This is a genomic window from Massilia sp. DD77 (assembly GCF_036961685.1).
GTDB lineage: Bacteria > Pseudomonadota > Gammaproteobacteria > Burkholderiales > Burkholderiaceae_D > Telluria.
In genome coordinates, this window is the sequence record NZ_JBAMDH010000008.1 from 18,560 (window position 1) to 39,927 (window position 21,368).

Genomic DNA, 21,368 nt, shown 5'->3' on the forward strand with positions numbered 1-21,368 from the left:
CCCGAGTCGAGCCATTTTTGCTTCTTGCCGCACCCGGTTTTCCGGTGATATAGCTCAGTTGGTTAGAGCACAGCACTCATAATGCTGGGGTCGGTGGTTCAAGTCCACCTATCACCACCAGTTTCAACAGGAAGCCGCCGCTCCCCAGGGACCGGCGGCTTTTTTGTTGCCGCCTCCTTCACCCACATTCACCACATCATGACGGCGGTCTGGTCGCGGCGGTCGCTGTGAACCATCCGGATCCGCAGCACGTACTGGCGCCCCTTGAACAGCTTGATGCGGAAGCTCGCGTTCAGGTCTTCGCCGCTGTCGTCGTCGCCGGTCCGGTAGCGCAGCTGGCCATTCTCGTTCTCGAACAGCACCATCACCGCATCGGAAGCGCCGAAGGTGCGGAAGTCGTAGAAGCGGGTTTCCTGGGGCGCGACGCGGAAATCGCGCTGCTGGCCGGGCGCCAGCTCGACCAGCACCGATTGCGCCGGCCGCAGCAGCGGCGCGGCAGCGTCGTCGGTCGGCGGGTAAAGGGTCCGGACCCAGTTGCGGTCCTTTTCCGACAGCCCGCCGGCGGGCTGCAAGCCGTTCACAAAGAATGCTTCCGGCTTCCTGATCAGGCCGCGCTTGAAGGGATAGTGCATGACCGAGTCCGGGTCCCAGGTCGTGCCCTCGACCTCGCCCGGATCGAGCTTGCGGATGATGTTCCACCAGGTCTTGTCGCGGTCCCATTCGTTGGGCGGCCTGGCCAGGTCCTGGTAGACCGCTTCCTCGTCCCATTCGATGCCGGACTTGGGATTCTGGTGCTCGTGCGGGAAGCCCAGCGTGTGGCCGATCTCGTGGATGGCCGTATCGAGCTCGCCGGGCGCGGCGATGTTCCAGCCGAAGTTCATGGTGCGCTCGTTCGGGCTGGCGTGGTCCAGGATGTCGCGCCCCAGCCAGGACCAGGCGCCGTCCCCGCGCATGAAACCGATGCGGATCTCCGCCTCCTCGCGCTCGCTCACTTCCTCGAAGCGGATGCCGATGCCCTGCTGGGCCCAGACCTCGAAGGCGCTGCGCACCACCTGCTTCTCGCCTTCGGCCCCGCGCCAGGGTACGAAGGCGGTTTGGCCCTTATCGAGCAGCACGTTCTCGCCGTCGGATTCACGGTCGAAAAAGTAGTAGCGCAGGACCGTGCCGGTGACCCATTTGTTGCCGAAGAGGTTGATGAGCCGCTCGCGCATCGGCGTGACGCCGGCCTGGAAGACCCGCTTCGGTACCGGGTGCAGGGAACAGAACTGCCGCCCGTCTCCTTCCGGACCCGCCGGCCCGCCTGATTCCGTTGTTGCCGTCATGATGCCCTCCCTTTCTTAGCACTTGTTCGGTATGGGATCGACCCGGGGAACGCCGCTTTGGTTCCGCAGCGGCAGCAGCTGGGCGACGCCGAAGGCCAGCTCGGCCGCCGTGAATCCCAGGATCAGCCAGGTGGCGCCGTGCGCGACCGCGTACAGCTGCCAGGCGGCGAACAGGAAGCGGGCCAGCGCGTCGTAGCGGCCGTACAGCGCTTGCGTGGCGTGCAGGCGCAGCAGGGACCACACCACCACGACCGAACCGAGCAGGTTGGCCATCAGCACGTGGGCGGGTTCGAAGGACGGCAGGCTGCCGGGGAGGCCGGACCCATGGGCCAGCGCCGCCAGCGCTCCGTGGATCAGGGCGAAGGTCCAGGGCGTGGCGAAACCGGCGGTCACGAACAGGTCGTACCAGGCGCTCAGGCGGACGAGCTGCAGGTAGCGGGGCTGGGAAATCATGGGTGCTCCTCTCGATGAAAAGCGCAGGCTAAAGCCTGGAGTACACTCCAGGGTCAAGCGCTTTTGGGAGGGACGGGACATGAAGATCGGGCAGCTTGCCGAGGCGACCGGAGTCAGTTGCGACACGCTGCGCTTCTACGAGAAGCGCGGGCTGATCCGGGCTGTGCGGGCGGAGAACGGCTACCGCCGCTATGCGCCGGAGACGGAGCAGCTGGTCGGGTATATCCGGATGGCGCAGAAGCTGGGCTTCAGCCTGGCGGAGATCGGGGAGAATCTGCCGGCGCTGTGGGAGGCGCGGGAGCCGGAGCGGGCGATTGCGCGGCTGCTGGCGGAGAAGGTGGAGGCGATCGACCTGCGGATCGCGGCGTTGCAGGACTTGAAGACGGGGCTGCTGGAGAGGATCAGGCTGGTGTGCCCGCTGGCGGCGGGGCCGGCATCAACCGCTTGAACGCGTCGGCGGCGAAGCCGCCGACCCTACGAAGCTTGCTCAATGTTTCTTGCCGCCGCCCGAGATCTTGTTCTCGGTGGCCCAGGCGCGGCGCTCGGCTTCCTTCTTGCCGACGCCCTTCTTCTCGTAGCCTTCCTCGATATGCTTGACCTGGCGCTTCTGCTTGTCGGTATACGACGATTTATCACCTTGAGGCATGATGGTCCTCCTTTCCTACGAACGGTGAGCGAAGCTTAGCCTCCCGATTGCCTGTTTTTTGTGCGCCAGCCCACTTATACGAACGATCTACTCAGCCGTAGGTGCGGTCGTCGTCGAGGGCGTAGTCGCCGCGCGCCAGCCCTTCCAGCACGGCCTGCGCCTGCGGCAGGTATTCCAGCGGCGCCAGCACGCGCACCCCGCCCAGCGCGGGCGCCAGCAGCAGGTCGGTCTGCATCAGGTGGGCGTCGGCCAGCACCGCGGGCACCCCGGCCGCCACCAGGCAGCCCTGGGCCAGGGTGGCGTCGAGCGGCACCAGGTAGCGCGCGACGATGAACAAGTCGCGCCCGGGGATCTGTTCGACGTCCGGATGGGCGGCGAGCCAGGCATTCAGTGCTAACTGTTCCATGATGCACTCCTGAGGGTTGGTCCCATCTTAAGGGCACGTCGAAAAACCTGCTGCGCGTTGCATTTGCGATCTGCCCTTAACGCAACAGCACGGGGAGTTGCGACAGCAGGTAGAGGGTCACGCCGATCAGGCCGCCCACGATGGTGCCGTTGATGCGGATGTACTGCAGGTCCTTGCCGATGTTGAGTTCGATCTGTTCCGACATCTCGGTATCGTCCCAGTGCTTGACCGTGTCGGCGATGTGCCGGGTCAGGAAGCCCGCGAATTCGGGCGCCGCGCCGCGCGCGGCCGATTCCAGGCTCTCGTGCAGCGACTGGCGCAGCTGCGGGTCCTCGACCAGCACCTTGCCGACCCAGGCGCCCATGGCCACGATGCGGCGGCGCAGGCTGGAGTCGTCGCTGTGCAGGTCGCGCTTGAGCCAGGCCTTGAGGTCGTCCCACAGCGCCTTCAGGTAGCCGTTGAGCTTATCGTCTTCCAGCAGGTAGCGCTTGATTTCCTCGGCTTTCTCCAGAAACGCCGGATCGCCCTTGAGGCGCTCGATGAATGCGAGGGCGTAGTCGTCGAAGCGCTGGCGCAGCGGGTGCTGCGGGTCGGCCGCCACCTTGCCCAGGATGCCGGCCGCGAGCCGCACCGCGATATCGGCGCCCTTGCGGCCGATCAGCTCCGAGGGCAGCATGCGCTCGATGAAGGCGTATTCCTCCTTGAGCCAGTCGACGATGCCGTCGGCGATGGTGGCTTGCGTGTCCGGGTTGTCGAGCAGGCGCGCCAGCTGGCGGATGCCTTCGTCCAGCAGTTCCTGGTGGCGCCGCCCGCGGGTCAGGCTTTCCAGGATGGCGCCGGCGGACTGCGACAGGTCGACACTGCGCACCATCGCGTGCACGGCGCGGCTGATGAAACCCTGCACCGCCGCGTCTTCGATGAAGTCGAGCATCCAGGTGGCGGCGCGCACCAGGTAGCCGCCCATCAGTTCCGTATTGGCCGGCTTGGCGAGCCATTCGGCCACCTTCTGCACCGGATCGTGGCGCTGGATCAGGCCGACGATGGAATCGGTGTCGAGGAACTTCTCGCGCACGAACAGCGCCAGGTTGTCGGCGATGCGCGCCTTGTTGCTGGGGATGATGGCCGTATGGCGCGACACGAAGGGAATCGGCACCCGCCTGAACAGGGCCACCACGGCGAACCAGTCGGCCAGGGCGCCGACCATGGCCGCCTCGGAAAAGGCGCGCAGCAGGCCGGTCCACCAGGTGGGTGGCAGGAACAGGGTCGATACGAACAGCGCGGCCGCGCCGACGAAGAAGCCGAGGGCGAGCATCTTCGACTGGCGCAGTTCGTCCAGCTTGCTGCTTGCTTTACTGTTTCCTTGCATAGGGGGCGTTCGCATCAAGGCGTCTCGTTGCAGAGCTCACGCCGCCTATGCTATATGACTTGCCCCTCGCGCAGCGCTTCGATTGCCGCGCGTTCCAGGCCCCAGTCGGCCAGGATGGCGGCGCCCTCGCCGGCCGGGACCACCGCCGCGGGCACGGCGGCCGGGGTGCGGCTGAAGCGCGGCGCCGGCGCCGGCTGGGTCACGCCCTCGACTTCGACGAAGGTGGCGCGCGCCGCATTGTGCGGATGGCGCGGCGCCTCGGCCATGTCGAGCACCGGTGCGAAGCAGGCATCGCTGCCTTCCAGCAGGCGGCACCAGGCGTCGCGCGTGCGGGTCGCGAACAGCGCGGCGAACTTGCCCTTGAGTTCGGGCCAGCGGTCCTGGCGCCACTGCTTCCTGAAATCGGGATCGTCGGCGCCCGCCAGCTCCAGCAGGCGCGCGTAGAACTGCGGCTCGATGGCGCCGACCGCGACGAACTTGCCGTCCAGGCAGGCATAGGTGTCGTAGAAGGGCGCGCCGCCGTCCAGCATGTTGGTCTCGCGCCGGTCGCCCCACATGCCGTGGGCGCGCAGGCCGTACATCATCGCGCCCAGCAGGGCCGCGCCATCCGTCATGGCGGCGTCCACCACCTGCCCCTTGCCGGACTGGCGCGCCTCCAGCACCGCGCACAGCACGCCGAAGGCCAGCAGCATGCCGCCGCCGCCGAAGTCGCCGACCAGGTTCAGGGGCGGCGCCGGCGGACCGTCCTTGCGCCCCATCGCATGCAGCATGCCGGACAGCGCCACGTAGTTGATGTCGTGCCCCGCCGCATAGGCCAGCGGGCCGTCCTGGCCCCAGCCGGTGACGCGGCCCATCACGATGTTCGGATTGCGCGCCTGCAGGATGTCCGGCCCCAGTCCCAGGCGCTCCATCACGCCGGGGCGGTAACCCTCCAGCAGCACGTCGGCCCGCTCGGCCATCTGCAGCAGGGCTTCGCGCCCGGCGGCCTGCTTCAGGTCCAGCGCCAGGGTACGCCGGCCGCGCGCCATGACGTCGTACTTGGTGCCCAGGGTCGGATAGGGATTCTCTTCCCCTGGCGCGCTCTTGCGGTCGATGCGGATGACATCCGCCCCCATGTCGGCCAGCATCATGGCGGCGAAGGGGCAAGGCCCGATCCCGACCATCTCGATGACCTTGACGCCCTGTAGTGGTCCCGCCATGTCAGCCTTCCTGCCCTTACAGCGAACGGGCGATGATCTCTTTCATGATCTCGTTCGCGCCGCCATAGATGCGCTGCACGCGCGCGTCCACGTACATCTGCGCGATCGGATACTCCAGCATGTAGCCATAGCCGCCGAACAGCTGCACGCACTGGTCGACCACCTTGCACTGCAGGTCCGAGATCCACCACTTGGCCATCGAGGCCTGGACCGTGTCCATGCGTCCGGCCAGCATGTCCTCGATGCAGCGGTCGATGAAGACGCGCGCGATGGTCGCCTCGGTCTTGATCTCGGCCAGCACGAAGCGGGTGTTCTGCATCTCGATCAGGGCCTGGCCGAAGGCCTTGCGCTCGCGCGTGTGCTCGAGCGTCAGGCGCAGCGCCCTTTCGATGGCGGCCACGCCGCAGACTCCCAGGATGGTGCGCTCGTAGGGCAGCTCGGTCATCAGCTGGGCGAAGCCGCGTCCCTCCTCGCCACCCAGCACGTTCTCGAGCGGGACATGGGCCTCGTCGAAGAACAGCTCGCAGGTATCCTGGCCCTTCTGCCCCACCTTCTCGAGGATGCGGCCGACGCGGAAGCCCGGATTGTCCTTCGTCTCGAGCAGCATCAGCGACACGCCCTTGGCCCCAAGCGCCGGATCGGTCTTGGCCACCACCAGGATCAGGTCGGCCAGGTAGCCGTTCGAGATGAAGGTCTTGGAGCCGCTCAGCCTGTAGCCCTCGGGCGTCTTGCGCGCGGTGCTGCGGATGCCTTTCAGGTCGGAGCCGGCGCCCGGCTCGGACATGGCGATGGCCGCGATCATCTCGCCGCTCGCCAGCCGCGGCAGGTAGGTGCGCTTCTGTTCCTCGGTGCCCTGGTTCAGCAGGTAATGCTCGACGATGGCGTGCACGTGGATGCCGAAGGCGGTGTCGCCGCCGTAGGACAGCTCTTCGAACACCACCGCCATGTGGGTGAAGCTGCCGCCCGCGCCGCCGTATTCCTCGGGAATATCCGCGCCCAGCAGGCCCAGTTCGCCGGCCTTGCGCCACAGGCCGCGGTCGACGTGCTGCTGCTTGCGCCAGGCCTCCTGGTGCGGCACGATCTCGCCGTCCACGAAACGGCGCACGGCGTCGCGGAAGGCCTGCAGTTCTTCATTCATCCATGGGGACGTGGTTTCCATGCGCGTTCTTTCAGTTGCGGTAAAGGGTGACGACGCAGGCGCCGCCCAGGCCCAGGTTGTGCTGCAGGGCCACGCGCGCGCCCTCGACCTGGCGCGCGCCGGCGCTGCCGCGCAGCTGGTGGGTCAGCTCGAAGCACTGGGCCAGGCCGGTGGCGCCGAGCGGATGGCCCTTGGACAGCAGGCCGCCGGACGGATTGGTGACCACCTGGCCGCCGTAGGTGTTGCCGCCTTCGCGGATGAACTTGTCGGCGCCGCCTTCCGGGCACAGGCCCAGGGCTTCGTAGGTGATCAGTTCGTTGTGCGCGAAGCAGTCGTGCAGCTCGACCACGTCGAGGTCCTCGGGCGCGATGCCGGCCTGCTCGTAGACCTTGTGCGCCGCGGCGCGGCTCATGTCGTAGCCGACCACGCGCATCATGTCGTTGGCGTCGAAGGTGCCGGGACGGTCGGTGGTCATGGCCTGGCCGGCGATGTGGACATCGGCGCGCAGCTTGTGGCGGCGCGCGAAGTCTTCCGACACCAGCAGCGCGGCGGCCGCGCCGCAGGTGGGCGGGCAGGCCATCAGGCGGGTCATCACGCCGGGCCAGATCGCGGGCGCGTCCAGCACGTCCTGGGTGCTGACTTCCTTGCGGAACAGGGCCAGCGGGTTGTTGGCGGCATGGCGGCTGGCCTTGGCGCGAATGCGCGCGAAGGCTTCCAGCGGGGTGCCGTATTTGTCCATGTGGGCCAGGCCGGCGCCGCCGAAGTAGCGCAGCGCCAGCGGGATCTCGGGCTTGCCGACCAGGCGGTCGGTGACTTCGTCGAAGGCGTCGAAAGGCGTCGGGCGGTCGGTGAAGACCGAGCCCAGGGCGCCCGGGTTCATCTGCTCGAAGCCCAGCGCCAGCACGCACTCGGCGGCGCCGCTCTCGATGGCCTGGCGCGCCAGGTACAGCGCGGTCGAGCCGGTCGAGCAGTTGTTGTTGACGTTGATGATGGGGATGCCGGTCATGCCCAGCTGGTACAAGGCCTTCTGGCCGCTGGTCGAATCGCCGTACACGTAGCCGGCATAGGCCTGCTCGACCTGGTCGTAGGCCAGCCCGGCGTCGTCCAGCGCGGCGCGCGCGGCTTGCGCGCCCATCTCATGGTAGGGGCTGCTGGCGCCCGGCTTGGCGAAGGGGATCATGCCCACGCCCGTCACATATACCTTCCGGCTCATCCTGGTCTCCTTGGATTAGGTCGCTCGACCTATAATTCCCTGATTATAGGTCAACCGTACTATTTTTTGTATCCCGCATGCGATAATGCCCATTATGACTCTGACACTCGACGGCGCCCTGCGCGCCAAGCCTTCCGGCACCACGGAGAAAGGCATGGGGCGCGCCCAGGACATCCTGCACGCGGCGAGAGAGCTGCTGGCCAGCGAAGGCTATGCCGGCTTGTCGATGCGGCGCGTGGCCCAGGAAGTGGGCATGAGCCTGTCGAACGTGCAGCACTACTATGGCAGCAAGGACGTGCTGGTCGAGGCGCTGCTGCTCTACATCATGGATGTGTTCCAGGCCAAGATGGATTCGATCGCCCTCGGCATGATCGGCCGGCCGCAGGTGGAGCGCTTCCTGACCACGGTCGACATGTTCCTGGAAGAGATCACCGACCCCGTGACCCATGCCGTGTTCTTCGAGATCTGGGCGCTGGCCTCGCGTCACCCGTTCGCGTCGGATTTGATGGGCAAGATGCTGGGGCGCGAACGCAAGGCGATCTACGGGCTGATCCGGGGGCTGCATCCGGACATCTCCGACGAGGAGTACATGCAGCGCGCGATCCTGATGGTGGCGCAGATCGAGGGGCTGATGCTGTTCCGGCTCGATCGCAGGGGGCGGCCGGAGCAGTACGAGGCGGTGCGCGGTGCGGTGCGCAAGGTGGTGTTGGCGCTGGCGACGGTGCCTTAGCGAGCCGACTCGATGCCGCGAACCGAGGTTCCGGCCTGCGGCGGAAGTCGTAGGCGCCAGTGGCGCGTACGACGGATTTGAGCTTGCCGCTTACCTTTGCGCCGTCGTTCCGGCGACGGCCGGAACCCAAGTTTCTACGCCTGCCGGCAAGCCCGAAATGATCTAAAAAACAGCACGTCCAGGTCAGTCGCTTATACTCCAAGGGTTCTCAACCCGATAAGGAGCCCCCTCGGATGCACCATGAACTCAGCCTGATCACCACCATCGCCGCCGCACTCGGCTTCGGCTTGCTCTTTGGCATGCTGGCCGTGCGCCTCAAGCTTCCGGCCCTGGTCGGCTATCTTGCCGCCGGCGTATTGATCGGCCCGGCCACGCCGGGCTTCGTCGCCGACGTCGCCCTCGCCTCCCAGCTTGCCGAAATTGGTGTGATGCTGCTGATGTTCGGAGTCGGCCTGCACTTCTCGATGCGCGACCTGCTCGAAGTGAAAGGCATCGCCCTGCCCGGCGCCCTGCTGCAGATCGCGGTCGCCACGGCCATGGGCATCGGCCTGGCCCACTGGTGGGGCTGGAGCCTGGGCGCGGGCCTGGTGTTCGGCCTGGCGCTGTCGGTGGCCAGCACCGTGGTGCTGCTGCGCGCACTGGAGTCGCGCGGCATCCTGGATTCGCTCAACGGCCGCATCGCCGTCGGCTGGCTGGTGGTCGAAGACCTGGTGACGGTGCTGGTCCTGGTGATGCTGCCGGCCCTGGCCGGCCCCCTGGGCGGCAAGGGCGAAGCCGGCGCCGAGCTGTGGCCGGCGCTGGGCAAGACCCTGCTGCAGGTGGGCGCCTTCGTCGCCTTCATGCTGATCGTCGGGCGCAAGCTCTTCCCCTGGTTCCTGTGGCGCGTGGCCAAGACCAATTCGCGCGAGCTGTTCACCCTGGCCGTGATCGCGGCCGCGGTCGGCATCGCCTACGCGTCCTCGCACCTGTTCGGCGTGTCCTTCGCGCTGGGCGCCTTCTTCGCCGGCATGGTGCTGCGCGAGTCCGAGCTGAGCCACCGCGCGGCCGAGGAATCGCTCCCGCTGCGCGACGCGTTCTCGGTACTGTTCTTCGTCTCGGTCGGCATGCTGTTCGACCCGATGGTGCTGGTCGAGTACCCGCTGCACGTGCTGGCCGTGGTCGCCATCGTCCTGTTCGGCAAGTCGCTGGCCGCCTTCATCCTGGTGCTGGCGCTGCGCTACCCCCTGAATACCGCGATCACGGTCTCGGCCAGCCTGGCCCAGATCGGCGAGTTCTCCTTCATCCTGGCCGCGCTGGGCATGTCGCTCGGCCTGCTGCCCGAACTGGGCCAGAACCTGATCCTGGCCGGCGCCATCATTTCGATCGCCGTCAATCCGCTGCTGTTCAAGGCCGTGGCGCCGCTGGACAAGTGGCTGCGCGACAGCTCGAGCCTGGCGCGCAAGCTGGAACGCTCCACCGACCCGCTGGCGGAGCTGCCGATGGAAACGGCGCACGAAAAACTCAGCGGCCAGGTGGTGCTGGTCGGCTTCGGGCGCGTCGGCCGCCGCATCGCCGACGACCTGGTGGCGCGCGGCGTGCACTTCGTGGTGGCCGAACAGAACCGCGAGATCGTCGAGCAGCTGCGCGCGCGCGGCATCCCGTCGGTGGTCGGCAATGCGGCCGAACCGGCGGTGCTGATCCAGGCCCACATCGCGCGCGCCGCCATGCTGGTGATCGCCACCCCGGACACCTTCCACGTGCGCAAGATGGTCGAGATCGCCAAGGCGCTCAATCCCTCGGTGCAGTGCGTGGTGCGCACCCATAACGAGCGCGAGGCCGAGCTGCTGCGCGAGGATACGGGCGGCAAGGTCTTCGTGGGCGAGGAGGAACTGGCCGGCAGCATGATCCGGCATGTGGTCGATACCCTGCGCACCCAGGCCGCGCACTGAGCGATTCGGCATCGGCGCCTCGAATCAATCGCTCTTTCCCCTTCTTGCCACCTTGGCGGTGCCGGGCGCCCTGGCGCTATGCCTGCGCCGCCTGGTGCCGAGAAAGCAGACGGAAGACCTGGCGGGCCGCATCGCCAGGCTGGGCAGCGAGGGCCTGCTCCTCAGGCAGAAGTTCCACGCCGTCCGCGCGTTTGCGGTCGAGGAGCTGGAAGACGAAGGCTCGCATGACTACAGTCCGGGAGAATGCTCCCCGATCTCACAGCTCGTTAAAGTAATTGCACATCAGTAAATTTTGTCATATGTGACATGCGCTTATCGTCCTTGCACCGCGATTCGGGCGAATCGCGATAAACACACTCAAGGACAAGCATGAAAAGACTGATCTGCACGCTGGGCACCGGCCTGGCGATCCTCGGACCGGCCCAGGCGCAAGAAGCGTCCCCTGCCCCCCGTCGCCCGGGTCTATGCGGGCGCCAGCCTGATCCTGGCCGACCACTTCGAGGGCAGCAACAAGTGCGACCTCAAGCTCTTCGGCGGCTACGAGTTCAACCGGAACTGGGGCGTCGAGGCGGGTTTCAGCCGCCACGGCGGCAGGGATTATCGCTATTTCGCCTGGCCGGACGGCCAGAGCGAGTCCTACCGCACCAAGGGCTTCGGCTCCTATGTCGGCGCCAAGTACAGCCTGCCGATCGGCGAGCGCTTCGCCGCCCATGGCAAGCTTGGCCTGGCGCACAGCCAGCGCAAGCTCACCGGCTCCATGGGCTGGCACGGCAAGGAAAGCGACAACAGTGTATACGCGGCGCTGGCCGCCGAGGCCAGGCTGACCGAGAACGTGGCGTTGACGCTCGAATTCGAGCACTACGGCAAGGAAAAGCGCTACGGCGCCGAGAACAGGCAGTGGGGCGTCGGGCTGAAGGTGGGATTGTAGGCGCTGCTGTGCTGGCACCGGCCGGATGAATTTTCCGCCGACGATCACCGCGCCGGCGGCAGGAGCCGACCCTGCCCGCCCAGTGAAAAAAACCCGCCCTGCTTGCACAGGGCGGGTCGCGGAAACGCGCAAAAGGTAATCGGTATCAGGCCGCCGCTTCCTCGGCGCACAGCTTGAGGTTGGCGTGGCGCTGGCCGTGCAGCGGGGCCATGAACAGCTCGCTGTGCTCTTCGAGCAGGGCGAAGACGGCGTCCTTCGACAGCACGTATTGCTCCATCAGGGTGCCCTTGAGCGTTTCCATCACCTGCTTGTAGTCGCGGATCGCGTTCAGGGTATAGCTGTACAGCTCGTCGGCCTTTTCTTCCATCAGGCGCAGGCTCTGCTCGCCGCTGGTTTCCTTGGCCAGCTGGCTGTAGTCGATCTTCGAGCGCGAGTACATCGACAAGCGGTTGACCATCAGGTTCAGCATCTTGGTGATCTTCTCGATGTCGTTCTGGCTGCCCACCGAGATGCCGCGGGCGCCGTAGAACAGCTCCTCGGCCGCGACGCCGCCATACAGGCCGACCACATCGCGCTCCAGCTCTTCCAGGGTGCGCAGCGACATGTCCTCGCCCGACTGCAGGACGTAGCCCAGGGCGCCGATCTTCGATACGGCTTCGGTGCTGATCTTCAGCAGATGCGACTTTTCCTTCACTTCGGCCAGGCTCATGCCTTGGCGCAGGTAGGGGTCGATCTGCATGAAGAAGTGGCCCAGTTCGTGCAGGGCGATACGCTCGCGCTGCAGGGTCTTCTCGGCGGTGGTGGCGCGGTCGGTCAGGCCGATGGTGGCGCGCTCATACGCACGGAACAGCAGGTCGGTGTTGATGATCGCCTTTTCCTGGATCGAGATCATGCTGGCGCGCTCGACCACGGTTTCCAGCAGTGCCGGGCTCAGGTTCTGGGTGATCTCGGCCACCTGGTCCAGGTCGAGGTCGCTCCAGTCGACCAGGCCTTCTTTCTTGCGCGCCAGGAAGCTGCGCAGCAGTTCCTTGCGCTCGAGCTTGTTCGGCAGGCGGAAATTGATCTTCACCGAGAAGCGGCGCAGCATCGCTTCGTCCATTTCGGTCGAGGAATCGTCGAAGTTGGAGGCGACCACCCAGATCACGTTGGCGCCCTTGTCGCTCTTCACGCCGTCCAGCAGGCCCAGCATGGTGTTGGCGGTGTCGTCTTCCCATTTCTTCTCGCTGCGGCCGCGCGGCATGAACAGGCTCTGCGCCTCGTCCAGGAAGATGATGCACTTGCCCTTGGCGCAAGCCTTGCGGTACAGGGCGTTCAGGGCCTTGGAACCACCGCCGACATAGCCCGACTCCAGCGCCGAGCCCGAGGCCGAGATCATCGGCATGTCCAGGCGCTTGGCCAGGTAGCCGACCAGCTTGGTCTTGCCGGTGCCCGCGGGGCCGGTCAGCATGACATTGAACGGCTTGTCGATGTTGTGCGACTGGTATTCGTCGCGGTTGCGGATCATGTCTTCCAGGTGCAGGACTTCCTGCTTGATGTCGTCCATGCCGATCAGGTCGTCCATGCTCCCCTTGAGCTTGTCCGGGGTGATGACCGAGGCGCTCATGCCCATGCCCGGGATGCCGAACTTGAGCAGGTACAGGACCAGCACGATCACGGCGATATCGAAGGCGTGGCGCTTGAGGAAGCTGCCGGTCTTCTCGAGCGCGGTCTCGCCCTCGTCCATGACGGCCTTGTGGCTGGCCAGGAAGTCGTCCTTGGCGATCGAATACGGAATCGCGTTCTTGAGCAGCACTTCACGCTCGAGCGACAGGTGCGAGGTGCTCGGCACCTTGACCACGTGCAGGCTTGCTGCGTCCTTGAACTTATAGACGTAGCGCGGCGAATCCGACAGCGGCTTGGCGATCAGGAGATAGTCCAGGCGGGCTTTCTGCTCGGCCAGCTGGGTGATCTCGGCGATGTTCTGCGAATGGATCACCGGGCTGGTGTCCTGCGGCACATCCGCTTTATAGATTGCCAGCGCCACGGCCAGGCCCAGCAGCATGGCAGCGCCGATACGGACGTAGACGTTCTTGAAGGCAATCTGAAGTCGGGAAAAATTGGGCATCTAGGTACTCTGCAAGTGTGGGTGCGTCGGTGCTGATACGGTCCGCTCCGTGGGAAGCGGCAATGGCCTAGGCTGGCCACCGTTGCGATCGCGACATGCTGATCGCCAGAATGCGCGGCGGCGCCTGCTCCAAACATATACGTTTGGTATTCTTTTGATGCCCGAAGGCAATAGGGATATGGAGACTATACCCCCAAAAAAAACCGAGGTGTATACCGTGTGGCGAAAAAAAATCCTATGGCTGCGATTGTGGCAACTTCGACAATGGAAAATCTTATCCAACTGTTACCGCATATGATGAGTTTGCCAAATAATTGACGATTTATTGCATAAATATCATTGTAAAACCGGTTAACTCTTATATTCTTTTCATCAATCTCATATGCAATTTTTGTTGCGCGATATAGACGCATCAAAATCAGCAACACGCCGTCATCTCGCACGAAACTGATGACTTCTTTCTGCAACTCATCAGTTCAATTGAGCGCAGCCATTACTGCGAATTTGATATCCTGACCTTGGAATTCGGGGCCCGCCATCGCAGGACGCGATACGCGGTCCACAGTATTCAGTCAGGAAAAGGAATGCTTATGAAAAGATATGTGCTAGCCGCAGCAATTGCGCTCAGCCTGGGCAGTACCGCGCACGCTGCCGCCATCGATCTTGTTTCCAGTAGTACGGGCCAATCGGCCCATACCATGCGTACCGCCCAGCCCGTACGCAACCTGTCCGTCACCAGCCGCAGCGACATCGTCACGCCGCCGGCTCACATGTCGGAACTGCCGGAACCCGAGGTATTCGCCATGATGCTGCTGGGGCTGGTCCTGATCGGCTACCGGGCAAGCCGGGACAGCAGCGAAAAGTTCAAGTGACCGGGAGAACAGCAGCGAAACAAGACCCTTGATCCGCACGAAAACCAAGACGCCCGCGCGTGCGTCCTAGGGGCGCTTGGAACCTGTCCCAGTAGGCGGAAGAAGCTGACGGCGACATGCGCGTTGGCGATGACTGGCTAGCGCGCGCAAAGCGCGAGGACGCCGCATGGCAAGCCATGCAAGGACGAGCAACGCAGAACCCGCTTGCCAGGCGCGCCAGCAGCGACTCCAGTCTATTGGGTAGGTTCTTGGCCTAGGAAAGGCAGGCGCCGTCGCCGCACAGCTTGTGCAGGCGCATGATCGTATTCCAGTTGCGGGACGTCGTCCCGTCACCCAGCCCCTTGCCCAGCGCCGTCGCGGCGGCGCTGTCGAGCATTCCCTCCGGACACCATACATAGGCCGCGCGCCGCCCCAGGGCCAGCGATTCCGCACCCCATTCGCGCGCGCACAATTCCTCCGCCATGGCCCGCTGGGCCTCACCGGACAGCAGGAAGGCATACAGCCGCGCCGGATCGGTGGCCAACGGCCCCAGGGGATTGTCGGCGACGATGCCGGCCAGCTCCTGGCTGTCGAGCACGAAGACCTTGGCGCCGACACCCAGGCGCAGCACCAGCGCTTCCTCGATCGCGCCGGCGGCGTCCGTGGCGCTGACGCCGCCGGCATCGAAGACCACGTTACCGCTGTTGAGCACGCTCTTCACGCTGGTATAGCCGAGCTCGCTGAACATGTGGCACAGGTCGGCCATGGCGATGCGCTTCGCGCGGCCGACGTTAATGCCGCGCAGCAAAGCAATATAGCGATTCATGCGCGCATGGTAGCGCGTGCCGCCAGGGAGCGGCGCACCAAGGCGGCACGCGCCATCATGCCAGCCCTTCGCGGCGCATCGCTTCCTGCACCGCCGGCAGGGCCGCGACGCGGGCGTGGTAGGCCTGCAGGGCCGGCCAATCGCTCATCGTGAACTTGGCAAAGCCGATCCAGTTCAGAATCGCGAACAGGTAGGCGTCGGCCACGGTGAACTGTTCCCCCATCAGATAGCGCTCGCCATCGACCTTGCCCGCCAGGTAGGTCAAAGGCGCGGCCAGGGTTTGCCATGCGGCTTCGCGGATCTCGTCGGTACAGCCGGGCGAGAACATCGGCGAGAAGCGCTTGTGCACCTCGGTCGACAGGTAGCTCAGCCACTCCATCAGCCGGTAGCGCGCGAAACTGCCGGCGGCAGGCGCCAGGCCGCTTTCCGGCGCCTGGTCGGCGATGTACTGCAGCACGGCGGCGTTCTCGGTCAGGACGGTGCCGTCGTCCAGCACCAGGGCCGGCAGTTGGCCCTTCGGATTCACGCTGCGGTAGTCGACGCCGTCCTTGGTCAGCTTGGTGCGCAGGCTGACGCGCTCCGTGCCGAACGGCAGGCCCAGCTGCAGCAGGACGAGGTGAGGCGCGAGCGAGCAGGCGCCCGGGGCGAAATACAGTTTCATATGTCTCCTATGCTGTTGGTTCGGCCTGAAGCGCTCAGGCCGGTGGTAAAGAGTACAACATTTCCAAAAGAGTAGGTCGAGCGACCTAAGGAAGCACTGATTTATTCTGGCGAGCAGGATCGGTCACGAAAAATGTGCCCGGCAAGGCGCAAACCGGAGCGATACCTCGTGGTATCGCGAGGATTTGCAACGCCGCTGGGCGCATTTTCTCGTGGCCGAGGCCGCCGCCATGAATAAATCAGTGCTTCCTTAAGTGCTGCAAGAACACGACAGTCCTTGCGATGGCCGGACGTTAAAGACGATGCCGGTGGTAAGATCGACCAGCATTAACTGGAGGAAAGAATGAGCGACGCCTATCAACTTCTCGCCTTGGGCGAGGCGACCCCGGGAATGGTCTTGTCGCACGAATTGATCGACCTGAACGGACAGGTGCTGCTGGCCAAGGGCGCGGTCCTGACCGAAGCCATCATCGCTTCGCTCGCGCGCCACGGCATCGAAGCGGTGCCGGTGGGGCGCGCCCAGGAAGCCGCCGAGGCGCCCGATCCGCAAGCCGTGCTGGCCCGCCTCGACCACGTCTTCCGCAACAACGACCGCGACGACAGCGGCGACTGGGCCACCGGCCTGCTGCGCCGCTACGTCGAGGATTACCGCCTCGGACGCGAGCTTGCCCCATGAGCATGCTGGCGATCGACGACCTGGCGCGCGGCCTGGACGACCTGCCCTCGCTGCCCGCGGTGGTGATGGAACTGCTGGGCGCCATCGAGCAGGAAGACATCGATATTTCCGTGCTGGCGAAGAAAGTGGCCCTGGACCAGGCGCTGACCGCCAAGACCCTGCGCCTGGCGAATTCCTCGACCTTCGGCCTGCAGGTCAAGGTCACGACCATCCAGCAGGCGATGACCTTCCTGGGCTTCCAGACCACGCGCAACCTGATCACGGCGGCCGCCGTGACCGGCTGCTTCCCGGCAGGACGCTGCCCCGGCTTCAGCGACAAGGCGTTCTGGCGCCATTCGGTGGCCACGGCCGCCTGCGCGCGGGTGCTGGCGCGGCGCATGCGCTTCAACCAGGACTATGCCTTCACCGCGGGGCTGCTGCACGATATCGGGCGCCTGGTGCTGGTGACGCGCTATCCGGAGCGCTACCGGGCCGTGCTGGAGCGCCGCGCCGAGGACGACGGCGAACTGCTGGCGGCCGAACAGGCCGTGATCGGCATCGACCACGTGGCCGCCGGGGTGGCGCTGGCGGAGCACTGGAATTTTTCGGACACCATGCGCCATGCCATCGAATGGCACCACGCGCCGGAACAGGCGGGCGCCGGTTTCCTGGCCACCATCGTGCACGTGGCCAACGCGGTGGCGCATGCCCTCGACCTGGCGGGCGAAACGGACGAACTGGCGCCGGCCGTGTCCAGCGTGGCCTGGACGGCGCTTGGATTATCGGAAGAAGCCTGGCTGCATGTGTTCCATGAAACGGAACTGCAGTTCGAAGAAATGGCCGCGATCCTGATGGCGTGACGCCCCAGGACGGGAAAGAAAAACGGTGCGGCGCGCCCTGTCAGGCAGGAGCGCCGCAGCCTGGCGCCACCGAAGGCATGACAGTCGCGGCTGTCATGCCCCCGGCATCAGTGCGCATAATTGCCGGTCGACGAGGTGCCGCTTGACGACGTGGCTTCGTTGGTTTGACCTTGCTGCTGGCCCTGCTGCTGTGCGGCTGCCGCGGCGGCTGCCTGCGCTGCTTTTTCTTCAGGCTTCGGACGGCCTTGGGCATCCGACAGGCGATACTTGGTGCGGCGATCGCCCATCAGGTCGCGCAGGTCGCGGATGCTCATGCCGGTTACTTCGTGCATGCGGATCAGGAGCGAGGCGCCGACCGGGAGACGGTGGTGGCGGATCTTGCTGATGACCGGAGGTGCAACCTCGAGCATGCGCGACAGCGCGGCGTCGTTTTTCAGCTGCATTTTCCCGAGCAGGATGTCGAGCAGGTGGTTCGGGTTGTAACTTTCCTGCGAAGACAGAGCATGATGCTGTTGTGCCATGATGTTTACCTCACGAGTTTGGTTAAAATAGTTCCCTTGCGAACTTTTGTTAAAGACTAGCTTTTATCAACATAAGTTCCCGGAAATGTTTCAAGGAAGCCAGCGCAAGTCTGAGTTCCCCTTAAGGAAAATCCCTCGTGAAACGATCCGGAATGCATGCGCTCCCGCGTCCGCTTTCCACATGCGTACTTGTCTTTCAAACAAATTATCAGTGTTGCACGTCGGTCAGGTGACGACCCGGCGCATGTGAGTCATTGTCAGAAATCAAGCTATCGTGCGGAAAGCTTGTCACATAGGCATTTCAGCACATGGGGACAAAGTGTGGCGCACGCAAGAGATTTCCTTCACATATTTTGTAAATGAGAACTCGCTCGGAAGCCATTGATTTACAAAAAGAAATATCTAGAAACAAATTTTACTTGGCGTTGCACGTGCACATTGTTCGGCACCCCACATTTAACAATCTGAGCAGCTTTGCAATAACTTAAAGTTAAGAAATTATTCATTCTTAGCGGCATGAAAAGCGGAGGCGCACGCGCCGCTTTCCGGGCTCCCGGGCGATTTAACTTACAATGGGACCAGGCCTTGCCAAAGCGGCAGCTCTTCTTTCACGACAGTATTCCATGCAGAAAAAAGTATTTATCAAGACCTTCGGTTGCCAGATGAACGAGTACGACTCGGACAAGATGGCAGATGTGCTCGGCTCGTCCGATGGCCTCGTGCGCACGGACACGGTCGAGGACGCCGACGTGATCCTGTTCAATACCTGCTCGATTCGTGAAAAGGCGCAGGAAAAAGTGTTCTCGGACCTGGGCCGCCTCAAGCAGCTCAAGCGCGACAAACCCGACCTCGTCATCGGCGTGGGCGGCTGCGTGGCCTCGCAGGAAGGCGAAGCCATCGTCAAGCGCGCGCCCCACGTCGATGTGGTGTTCGGCCCGCAGACCCTGCACCGCCTGCCCCAGCTGATCCAGAACCGGCGCCAGTCGGGCGCCGCCCAGGTCGACATCTCCTTCCCCGAGATCGAGAAGTTCGACCACCTGCCGCCGGCCAAGGTCGACGGCCCGGTCGCCTATGTCTCGATCATGGAAGGCTGCAGCAAGTACTGCAGCTACTGCGTCGTGCCCTATACCCGCGGCGAGGAAGTCTCGCGCCGCTTCGAGGACGTGCTGACCGAGGCCGCCGGCCTGGCCGCCCAGGGCGTCAAGGAAATCATGTTGCTGGGCCAGAACGTGAACGCCTACCGCGGCGTCATGGAGAACGGCGAGGTCGCCGATTTCGCCCTGCTGCTCGAGTACATCGCCGAGCTTCCCGGCATCGAGCGCCTGCGCTTCGTCACCAGCCACCCGAAGGAATTCACCCAGCGCCTGATCGACGCCTACGCGAAAATCCCGCAGCTGGTGAACTATCTTTACTTGCCGGTGCAGCATGGCTCGGACCGCATCCTCGGCGCCATGAAGCGCGGCTACACGGCGCTCGAATACAAATCGATCATCCGCCGTATCCGCGCGGTGCGTCCGACTATCGCGATCTCGTCGGACTTCATCGTCGGCTTCCCCGGCGAAAGCGACGCCGATTTCGAAGCCATGATGAAGCTGGTACAGGACGTCGGCTTCGACAACAGCTTCAGCTTCATCTTCAGCAAACGCCCGGGCACCCCGGCCGCCAACCTCGAGGACGATACCCCGCACGAGGTCAAGCTGGCGCGCCTGCAGCGCCTGCAGGCCCTGATCGACGCCAACACCCGCAAGTACAGCGCGGCCCTGGTCGGCAGCGTGCAGCGCGTCCTGGTCGAAGGTCCGGCCAAGAAAGACCCGGGGCAGCTGGCCGGACGCACCGAATGCAACCGCCTGGTCAACTTCGAACCGGGCGCGGCCGGATTGTCCCTGGTCGGCCAGCTGGTCGACGTGCGCATCGCGGCGAGCCATGACTATTACCTGCGCGGCGAACTCGTCGCTAACCTCCAAACGATTGCCAAAGCCAGTTGAAAACACAAGCCACCCAGCCCTCGTACTTCATCCCCGAGCCGCTCGACAACACGCGGCTTGCCCACCTGTGCGGCCCGCTTGACGAGAACCTGCGCCAGATCTCGGCCGCCCTGGACGTGACCGTCTTCCGGCGCGGCGAGAAATTCATCGTCAGCGGCAGCAATGCCGAGCGCGCGGTCGAACTGCTCGAGCGCTTCTACGCCGTCGCCAACAAGGTCGTGCCGATCGAGGAAGTGCAGCTGGCGCTGGTGGAACAGCGCGCCGGCCTGAAGCCCAAGATCGAGGGCGCGCCGGCGGACCGGACCACGGCGCCGGCCGACGCCGAGGCGGCGGACGGCGAGGCCGAGGAAGCACCCGAGACCACCAGCCCCACCCTCAAGACCCGCCGCAGCGACCTGCGCGGCCGCACGCCGCACCAGATCCAGTACCTGCGCGCGGTGCTCGAGCACGACATCAGCTTCGGCGTCGGCCCGGCCGGCACCGGCAAGACCTACCTGGCGGTGGCCTGCGCCGTCGACGCCCTCGAGCGCGACGCGGTCAAGCGCATCATCCTGACCCGCCCCGCGGTGGAAGCGGGCGAGCGCCTCGGCTTCCTGCCCGGCGACCTGACCCAGAAGGTCGATCCCTACCTGCGCCCGCTGTACGACGCGCTGTACGACCTGCTCGGCTTCGACCGCACCCAGAAGCTGTTCGAGAAACAGGTGATCGAGATCGCCCCGCTGGCCTACATGCGCGGCCGCACCCTGAACCACGCCTTCGTGATCCTGGACGAGGCCCAGAACACGACGGTCGAACAGATGAAGATGTTCCTGACCCGTATCGGCTTCGGCAGCAAGGCCGTGGTGACGGGCGACGTGACCCAGGTCGACCTGCACAAGACCCAGCGTTCGGGCCTGGTCGACGCCATGCACGTGCTGAAGGACGTACGCGGAATCGCCTTCACCCATTTTTCGAGCGCCGACGTGGTGCGCCATCCGCTGGTTGCGCGTATTATCGATGCGTACGAAACAAGCGCCTCGGTCCAGGAACTGGCCGCCCTTCCCAAACCCGCCCCGGTGAAACATGCAAGAAAAAAAACATCATCTTGAGCTCGAAGTCCAGTTCGCCGACCCGCGCCTGGAGAGCGAGATCGGCGAAGCCGACCTGCGGCGCTGGGTCGAGCTCTCGCTGCTCGGACCGGCCGAGCTGACCATCCGCTTCGTCGATGCCGAGGAAGGCCAGGCCCTGAACCGCGAATACCGCGGCAAGGACTACGCCACCAACGTGCTGACCTTCGCCTACAACGAGGGCGAGGAGCTGGGCGACGAGGAGCCGGTGCAGGCCGACATCGTGCTGTGCACCGATGTGCTGCGGCGCGAGGCGGACGAGCAGAAGAAGACCGTCGAGGAACACGTGGCGCACCTGGTGGTGCACGGGGTGCTGCACGCGCAGGGCTTCGACCACGAGCACGACGAGGAAGCCGAAGAGATGGAGCAGCTCGAGCGCGACATCATGGAAGCGCTGGGGTATCCGGATCCGTATTCCGACTAAGCACCGGCTGCTGCTGTAGTGTGGGCGTTGCGGGCATTGTAAACGCC

Annotated in this window: 23 protein-coding genes and 1 tRNA gene; 12 read left to right on the forward strand and 12 right to left on the reverse strand. The window is 64.8% G+C overall.

Annotated features, from left to right (window positions below):
- The first annotated feature begins 43 nt into the window (after positions 1-43).
- A tRNA-Met gene (locus V7778_RS05965) sits at positions 44-120 on the forward strand.
- 68 nt (positions 121-188) lie between these two features.
- Here the strand turns inward: V7778_RS05965 and V7778_RS05970 are convergent.
- Both V7778_RS05970 and V7778_RS05975 read right to left on the reverse strand, forming a co-directional pair.
- Complete coding sequence (locus V7778_RS05970; protein WP_335552750.1) at positions 189-1,322, reverse strand: M12 family metallopeptidase; 1,134 nt, start codon at positions 1,320-1,322, stop codon at positions 189-191.
- 15 nt (positions 1,323-1,337) lie between these two features.
- Complete coding sequence (locus tag V7778_RS05975) at positions 1,338-1,775, reverse strand: hypothetical protein (RefSeq protein WP_335552752.1); 438 nt, start codon at positions 1,773-1,775, stop codon at positions 1,338-1,340.
- Between the two features lie 79 nt (positions 1,776-1,854).
- Here V7778_RS05975 and V7778_RS05980 point away from each other — a divergent pair, with 79 nt between their 5' ends.
- The gene (locus V7778_RS05980; RefSeq protein WP_335552754.1) at positions 1,855-2,223 is read left to right on the forward strand and encodes a MerR family transcriptional regulator; all 369 of its coding nucleotides are present in this window, start codon (positions 1,855-1,857) and stop codon (positions 2,221-2,223) included.
- A 39-nt stretch (positions 2,224-2,262) separates the two neighbouring features.
- Here the strand turns inward: V7778_RS05980 and V7778_RS05985 are convergent, their stop codons facing one another.
- The 6 genes from V7778_RS05985 to V7778_RS06010 all read right to left on the reverse strand — a co-directional run bounded on the left by V7778_RS05985 (position 2,263) and on the right by V7778_RS06010 (position 7,743).
- Positions 2,263-2,421 (reverse strand): hypothetical protein, encoded by a 159-nt coding sequence (locus V7778_RS05985; RefSeq protein ID WP_036215215.1) that lies wholly within the window; start codon positions 2,419-2,421, stop codon positions 2,263-2,265.
- A 91-nt stretch (positions 2,422-2,512) separates the two neighbouring features.
- Positions 2,513-2,827 (reverse strand): hypothetical protein, encoded by a 315-nt coding sequence (locus V7778_RS05990; RefSeq protein ID WP_335552757.1) that lies wholly within the window; start codon positions 2,825-2,827, stop codon positions 2,513-2,515.
- A 76-nt stretch (positions 2,828-2,903) separates the two neighbouring features.
- Entirely contained in the window at positions 2,904-4,208 is a 1,305-nt protein-coding gene (locus V7778_RS05995; RefSeq protein ID WP_335552759.1) for a DUF445 domain-containing protein, read from the reverse strand.
- Positions 4,209-4,243: 35 nt separating this feature from the next.
- Positions 4,244-5,392, reverse strand: coding sequence for a CaiB/BaiF CoA transferase family protein (locus V7778_RS06000; protein WP_335552761.1), 1,149 nt, complete (start codon positions 5,390-5,392; stop codon positions 4,244-4,246).
- 16 nt (positions 5,393-5,408) lie between these two features.
- On the reverse strand, positions 5,409-6,551 hold the full coding sequence (locus V7778_RS06005; RefSeq protein WP_335552763.1) for an acyl-CoA dehydrogenase family protein: 1,143 nt from the start codon (positions 6,549-6,551) through the stop codon (positions 5,409-5,411).
- Positions 6,552-6,561: 10 nt separating this feature from the next.
- Positions 6,562-7,743 (reverse strand): lipid-transfer protein, encoded by a 1,182-nt coding sequence (locus tag V7778_RS06010; RefSeq protein ID WP_335552765.1) that lies wholly within the window; start codon positions 7,741-7,743, stop codon positions 6,562-6,564.
- A gap of 85 nt (positions 7,744-7,828) precedes the next feature.
- Between V7778_RS06010 and V7778_RS06015 the strand changes: the two genes are divergently transcribed.
- The 4 genes from V7778_RS06015 to V7778_RS06030 all read left to right on the forward strand — a co-directional run bounded on the left by V7778_RS06015 (position 7,829) and on the right by V7778_RS06030 (position 11,329).
- Positions 7,829-8,473 (forward strand): TetR/AcrR family transcriptional regulator, encoded by a 645-nt coding sequence (locus V7778_RS06015; protein ID WP_335552767.1) that lies wholly within the window; start codon positions 7,829-7,831, stop codon positions 8,471-8,473.
- Between the two features lie 233 nt (positions 8,474-8,706).
- On the forward strand, positions 8,707-10,401 hold the full coding sequence (ybaL, locus tag V7778_RS06020; protein WP_335552770.1) for a YbaL family putative K(+) efflux transporter: 1,695 nt from the start codon (positions 8,707-8,709) through the stop codon (positions 10,399-10,401).
- Complete coding sequence (locus tag V7778_RS06025) at positions 10,364-10,690, forward strand: hypothetical protein (RefSeq protein WP_335552772.1); 327 nt, start codon at positions 10,364-10,366, stop codon at positions 10,688-10,690. Before ybaL ends, V7778_RS06025 begins: the two co-directional genes overlap by 38 nt.
- A gap of 153 nt (positions 10,691-10,843) precedes the next feature.
- The gene (locus V7778_RS06030) at positions 10,844-11,329 is read left to right on the forward strand and encodes a porin family protein (RefSeq protein WP_335552988.1); all 486 of its coding nucleotides are present in this window, start codon (positions 10,844-10,846) and stop codon (positions 11,327-11,329) included.
- A gap of 145 nt (positions 11,330-11,474) precedes the next feature.
- Here the strand turns inward: V7778_RS06030 and V7778_RS06035 are convergent, their stop codons facing one another.
- Positions 11,475-13,433, reverse strand: a complete 1,959-nt coding sequence (locus V7778_RS06035) for an AAA family ATPase (RefSeq protein WP_335552774.1) — start codon at positions 13,431-13,433, stop codon at positions 11,475-11,477.
- A gap of 698 nt (positions 13,434-14,131) precedes the next feature.
- Here V7778_RS06035 and V7778_RS06040 point away from each other — a divergent pair.
- On the forward strand, positions 14,132-14,305 hold the full coding sequence (locus V7778_RS06040; RefSeq protein WP_335552776.1) for a PEP-CTERM sorting domain-containing protein: 174 nt from the start codon (positions 14,132-14,134) through the stop codon (positions 14,303-14,305).
- 253 nt (positions 14,306-14,558) lie between these two features.
- Here V7778_RS06040 and V7778_RS06045 read toward each other — a convergent pair whose 3' ends face one another.
- Positions 14,559-15,110 carry a DUF1697 domain-containing protein gene (locus V7778_RS06045; RefSeq protein ID WP_335552778.1) on the reverse strand — a complete coding sequence of 184 codons (552 nt, stop codon included), beginning with the start codon at positions 15,108-15,110 and terminating at the stop codon, positions 14,559-14,561.
- Positions 15,111-15,165: 55 nt separating this feature from the next.
- Positions 15,166-15,771: a glutathione transferase GstA gene (gstA, locus tag V7778_RS06050; protein WP_335552780.1), complete on the reverse strand. Its 606-nt coding sequence runs from the start codon at positions 15,769-15,771 to the stop codon at positions 15,166-15,168.
- A gap of 342 nt (positions 15,772-16,113) precedes the next feature.
- On the opposite strand from gstA, the gene V7778_RS06055 reads away from it, so the two are divergent.
- Entirely contained in the window at positions 16,114-16,446 is a 333-nt protein-coding gene (locus tag V7778_RS06055) for a hypothetical protein (protein ID WP_335552782.1), read from the forward strand.
- On the forward strand, positions 16,443-17,285 hold the full coding sequence (locus tag V7778_RS06060) for an HDOD domain-containing protein (RefSeq protein ID WP_335552784.1): 843 nt from the start codon (positions 16,443-16,445) through the stop codon (positions 17,283-17,285). Before V7778_RS06055 ends, V7778_RS06060 begins: the two co-directional genes overlap by 4 nt.
- A 107-nt stretch (positions 17,286-17,392) precedes the next feature.
- Here V7778_RS06060 and V7778_RS06065 read toward each other — a convergent pair whose 3' ends face one another.
- On the reverse strand, positions 17,393-17,806 hold the full coding sequence (locus V7778_RS06065) for a hypothetical protein (protein WP_335552786.1): 414 nt from the start codon (positions 17,804-17,806) through the stop codon (positions 17,393-17,395).
- Positions 17,807-18,429: 623 nt separating this feature from the next.
- Here V7778_RS06065 and miaB point away from each other — a divergent pair.
- The 3 genes from miaB to ybeY are packed head-to-tail and all read left to right on the forward strand — an operon-like array spanning position 18,430 to position 21,321.
- On the forward strand, positions 18,430-19,791 hold the full coding sequence (miaB, locus tag V7778_RS06070; protein ID WP_335552788.1) for a tRNA (N6-isopentenyl adenosine(37)-C2)-methylthiotransferase MiaB: 1,362 nt from the start codon (positions 18,430-18,432) through the stop codon (positions 19,789-19,791).
- Complete coding sequence (locus V7778_RS06075) at positions 19,788-20,879, forward strand: PhoH family protein (RefSeq protein ID WP_335552790.1); 1,092 nt, start codon at positions 19,788-19,790, stop codon at positions 20,877-20,879. The genes miaB and V7778_RS06075 overlap by 4 nt, the downstream gene beginning before the upstream one ends.
- Positions 20,854-21,321, forward strand: coding sequence for an rRNA maturation RNase YbeY (ybeY, locus tag V7778_RS06080; RefSeq protein WP_335552792.1), 468 nt, complete (start codon positions 20,854-20,856; stop codon positions 21,319-21,321). The genes V7778_RS06075 and ybeY overlap by 26 nt, the downstream gene beginning before the upstream one ends.
- Positions 21,322-21,368 lie beyond the last annotated feature (47 nt).

What these genes read in the sequence shown, in the direction of transcription:
- V7778_RS05970 (WP_335552750.1), bottom strand. Translation starts at nt 1,322, where the DNA reads ATGACGGCAACAACGGAATCAGGCGGGCCGGCGGGTCCGGAAGGAGAC.
- V7778_RS05975 (WP_335552752.1), bottom strand. Translation starts at nt 1,775, where the DNA reads ATGATTTCCCAGCCCCGCTACCTGCAGCTCGTCCGCCTGAGCGCCTGG.
- V7778_RS05980 (WP_335552754.1), top strand. Translation starts at nt 1,855, where the DNA reads ATGAAGATCGGGCAGCTTGCCGAGGCGACCGGAGTCAGTTGCGACACG.
- V7778_RS05985 (WP_036215215.1), bottom strand. Translation starts at nt 2,421, where the DNA reads ATGCCTCAAGGTGATAAATCGTCGTATACCGACAAGCAGAAGCGCCAG.
- V7778_RS05990 (WP_335552757.1), bottom strand. Translation starts at nt 2,827, where the DNA reads ATGGAACAGTTAGCACTGAATGCCTGGCTCGCCGCCCATCCGGACGTC.
- V7778_RS05995 (WP_335552759.1), bottom strand. Translation starts at nt 4,208, where the DNA reads ATGCGAACGCCCCCTATGCAAGGAAACAGTAAAGCAAGCAGCAAGCTG.
- V7778_RS06000 (WP_335552761.1), bottom strand. Translation starts at nt 5,392, where the DNA reads ATGGCGGGACCACTACAGGGCGTCAAGGTCATCGAGATGGTCGGGATC.
- V7778_RS06005 (WP_335552763.1), bottom strand. Translation starts at nt 6,551, where the DNA reads ATGGAAACCACGTCCCCATGGATGAATGAAGAACTGCAGGCCTTCCGC.
- V7778_RS06010 (WP_335552765.1), bottom strand. Translation starts at nt 7,743, where the DNA reads ATGAGCCGGAAGGTATATGTGACGGGCGTGGGCATGATCCCCTTCGCC.
- V7778_RS06015 (WP_335552767.1), top strand. Translation starts at nt 7,829, where the DNA reads ATGCCCATTATGACTCTGACACTCGACGGCGCCCTGCGCGCCAAGCCT.
- ybaL (WP_335552770.1), top strand. Translation starts at nt 8,707, where the DNA reads ATGCACCATGAACTCAGCCTGATCACCACCATCGCCGCCGCACTCGGC.
- V7778_RS06025 (WP_335552772.1), top strand. Translation starts at nt 10,364, where the DNA reads ATGTGGTCGATACCCTGCGCACCCAGGCCGCGCACTGAGCGATTCGGC.
- V7778_RS06035 (WP_335552774.1), bottom strand. Translation starts at nt 13,433, where the DNA reads ATGCCCAATTTTTCCCGACTTCAGATTGCCTTCAAGAACGTCTACGTC.
- V7778_RS06040 (WP_335552776.1), top strand. Translation starts at nt 14,132, where the DNA reads ATGCGTACCGCCCAGCCCGTACGCAACCTGTCCGTCACCAGCCGCAGC.
- V7778_RS06045 (WP_335552778.1), bottom strand. Translation starts at nt 15,110, where the DNA reads ATGAATCGCTATATTGCTTTGCTGCGCGGCATTAACGTCGGCCGCGCG.
- gstA (WP_335552780.1), bottom strand. Translation starts at nt 15,771, where the DNA reads ATGAAACTGTATTTCGCCCCGGGCGCCTGCTCGCTCGCGCCTCACCTC.
- V7778_RS06055 (WP_335552782.1), top strand. Translation starts at nt 16,114, where the DNA reads ATGAGCGACGCCTATCAACTTCTCGCCTTGGGCGAGGCGACCCCGGGA.
- V7778_RS06060 (WP_335552784.1), top strand. Translation starts at nt 16,443, where the DNA reads ATGAGCATGCTGGCGATCGACGACCTGGCGCGCGGCCTGGACGACCTG.
- V7778_RS06065 (WP_335552786.1), bottom strand. Translation starts at nt 17,806, where the DNA reads ATGGCACAACAGCATCATGCTCTGTCTTCGCAGGAAAGTTACAACCCG.
- miaB (WP_335552788.1), top strand. Translation starts at nt 18,430, where the DNA reads ATGCAGAAAAAAGTATTTATCAAGACCTTCGGTTGCCAGATGAACGAG.
- ybeY (WP_335552792.1), top strand. Translation starts at nt 20,854, where the DNA reads ATGCAAGAAAAAAAACATCATCTTGAGCTCGAAGTCCAGTTCGCCGAC.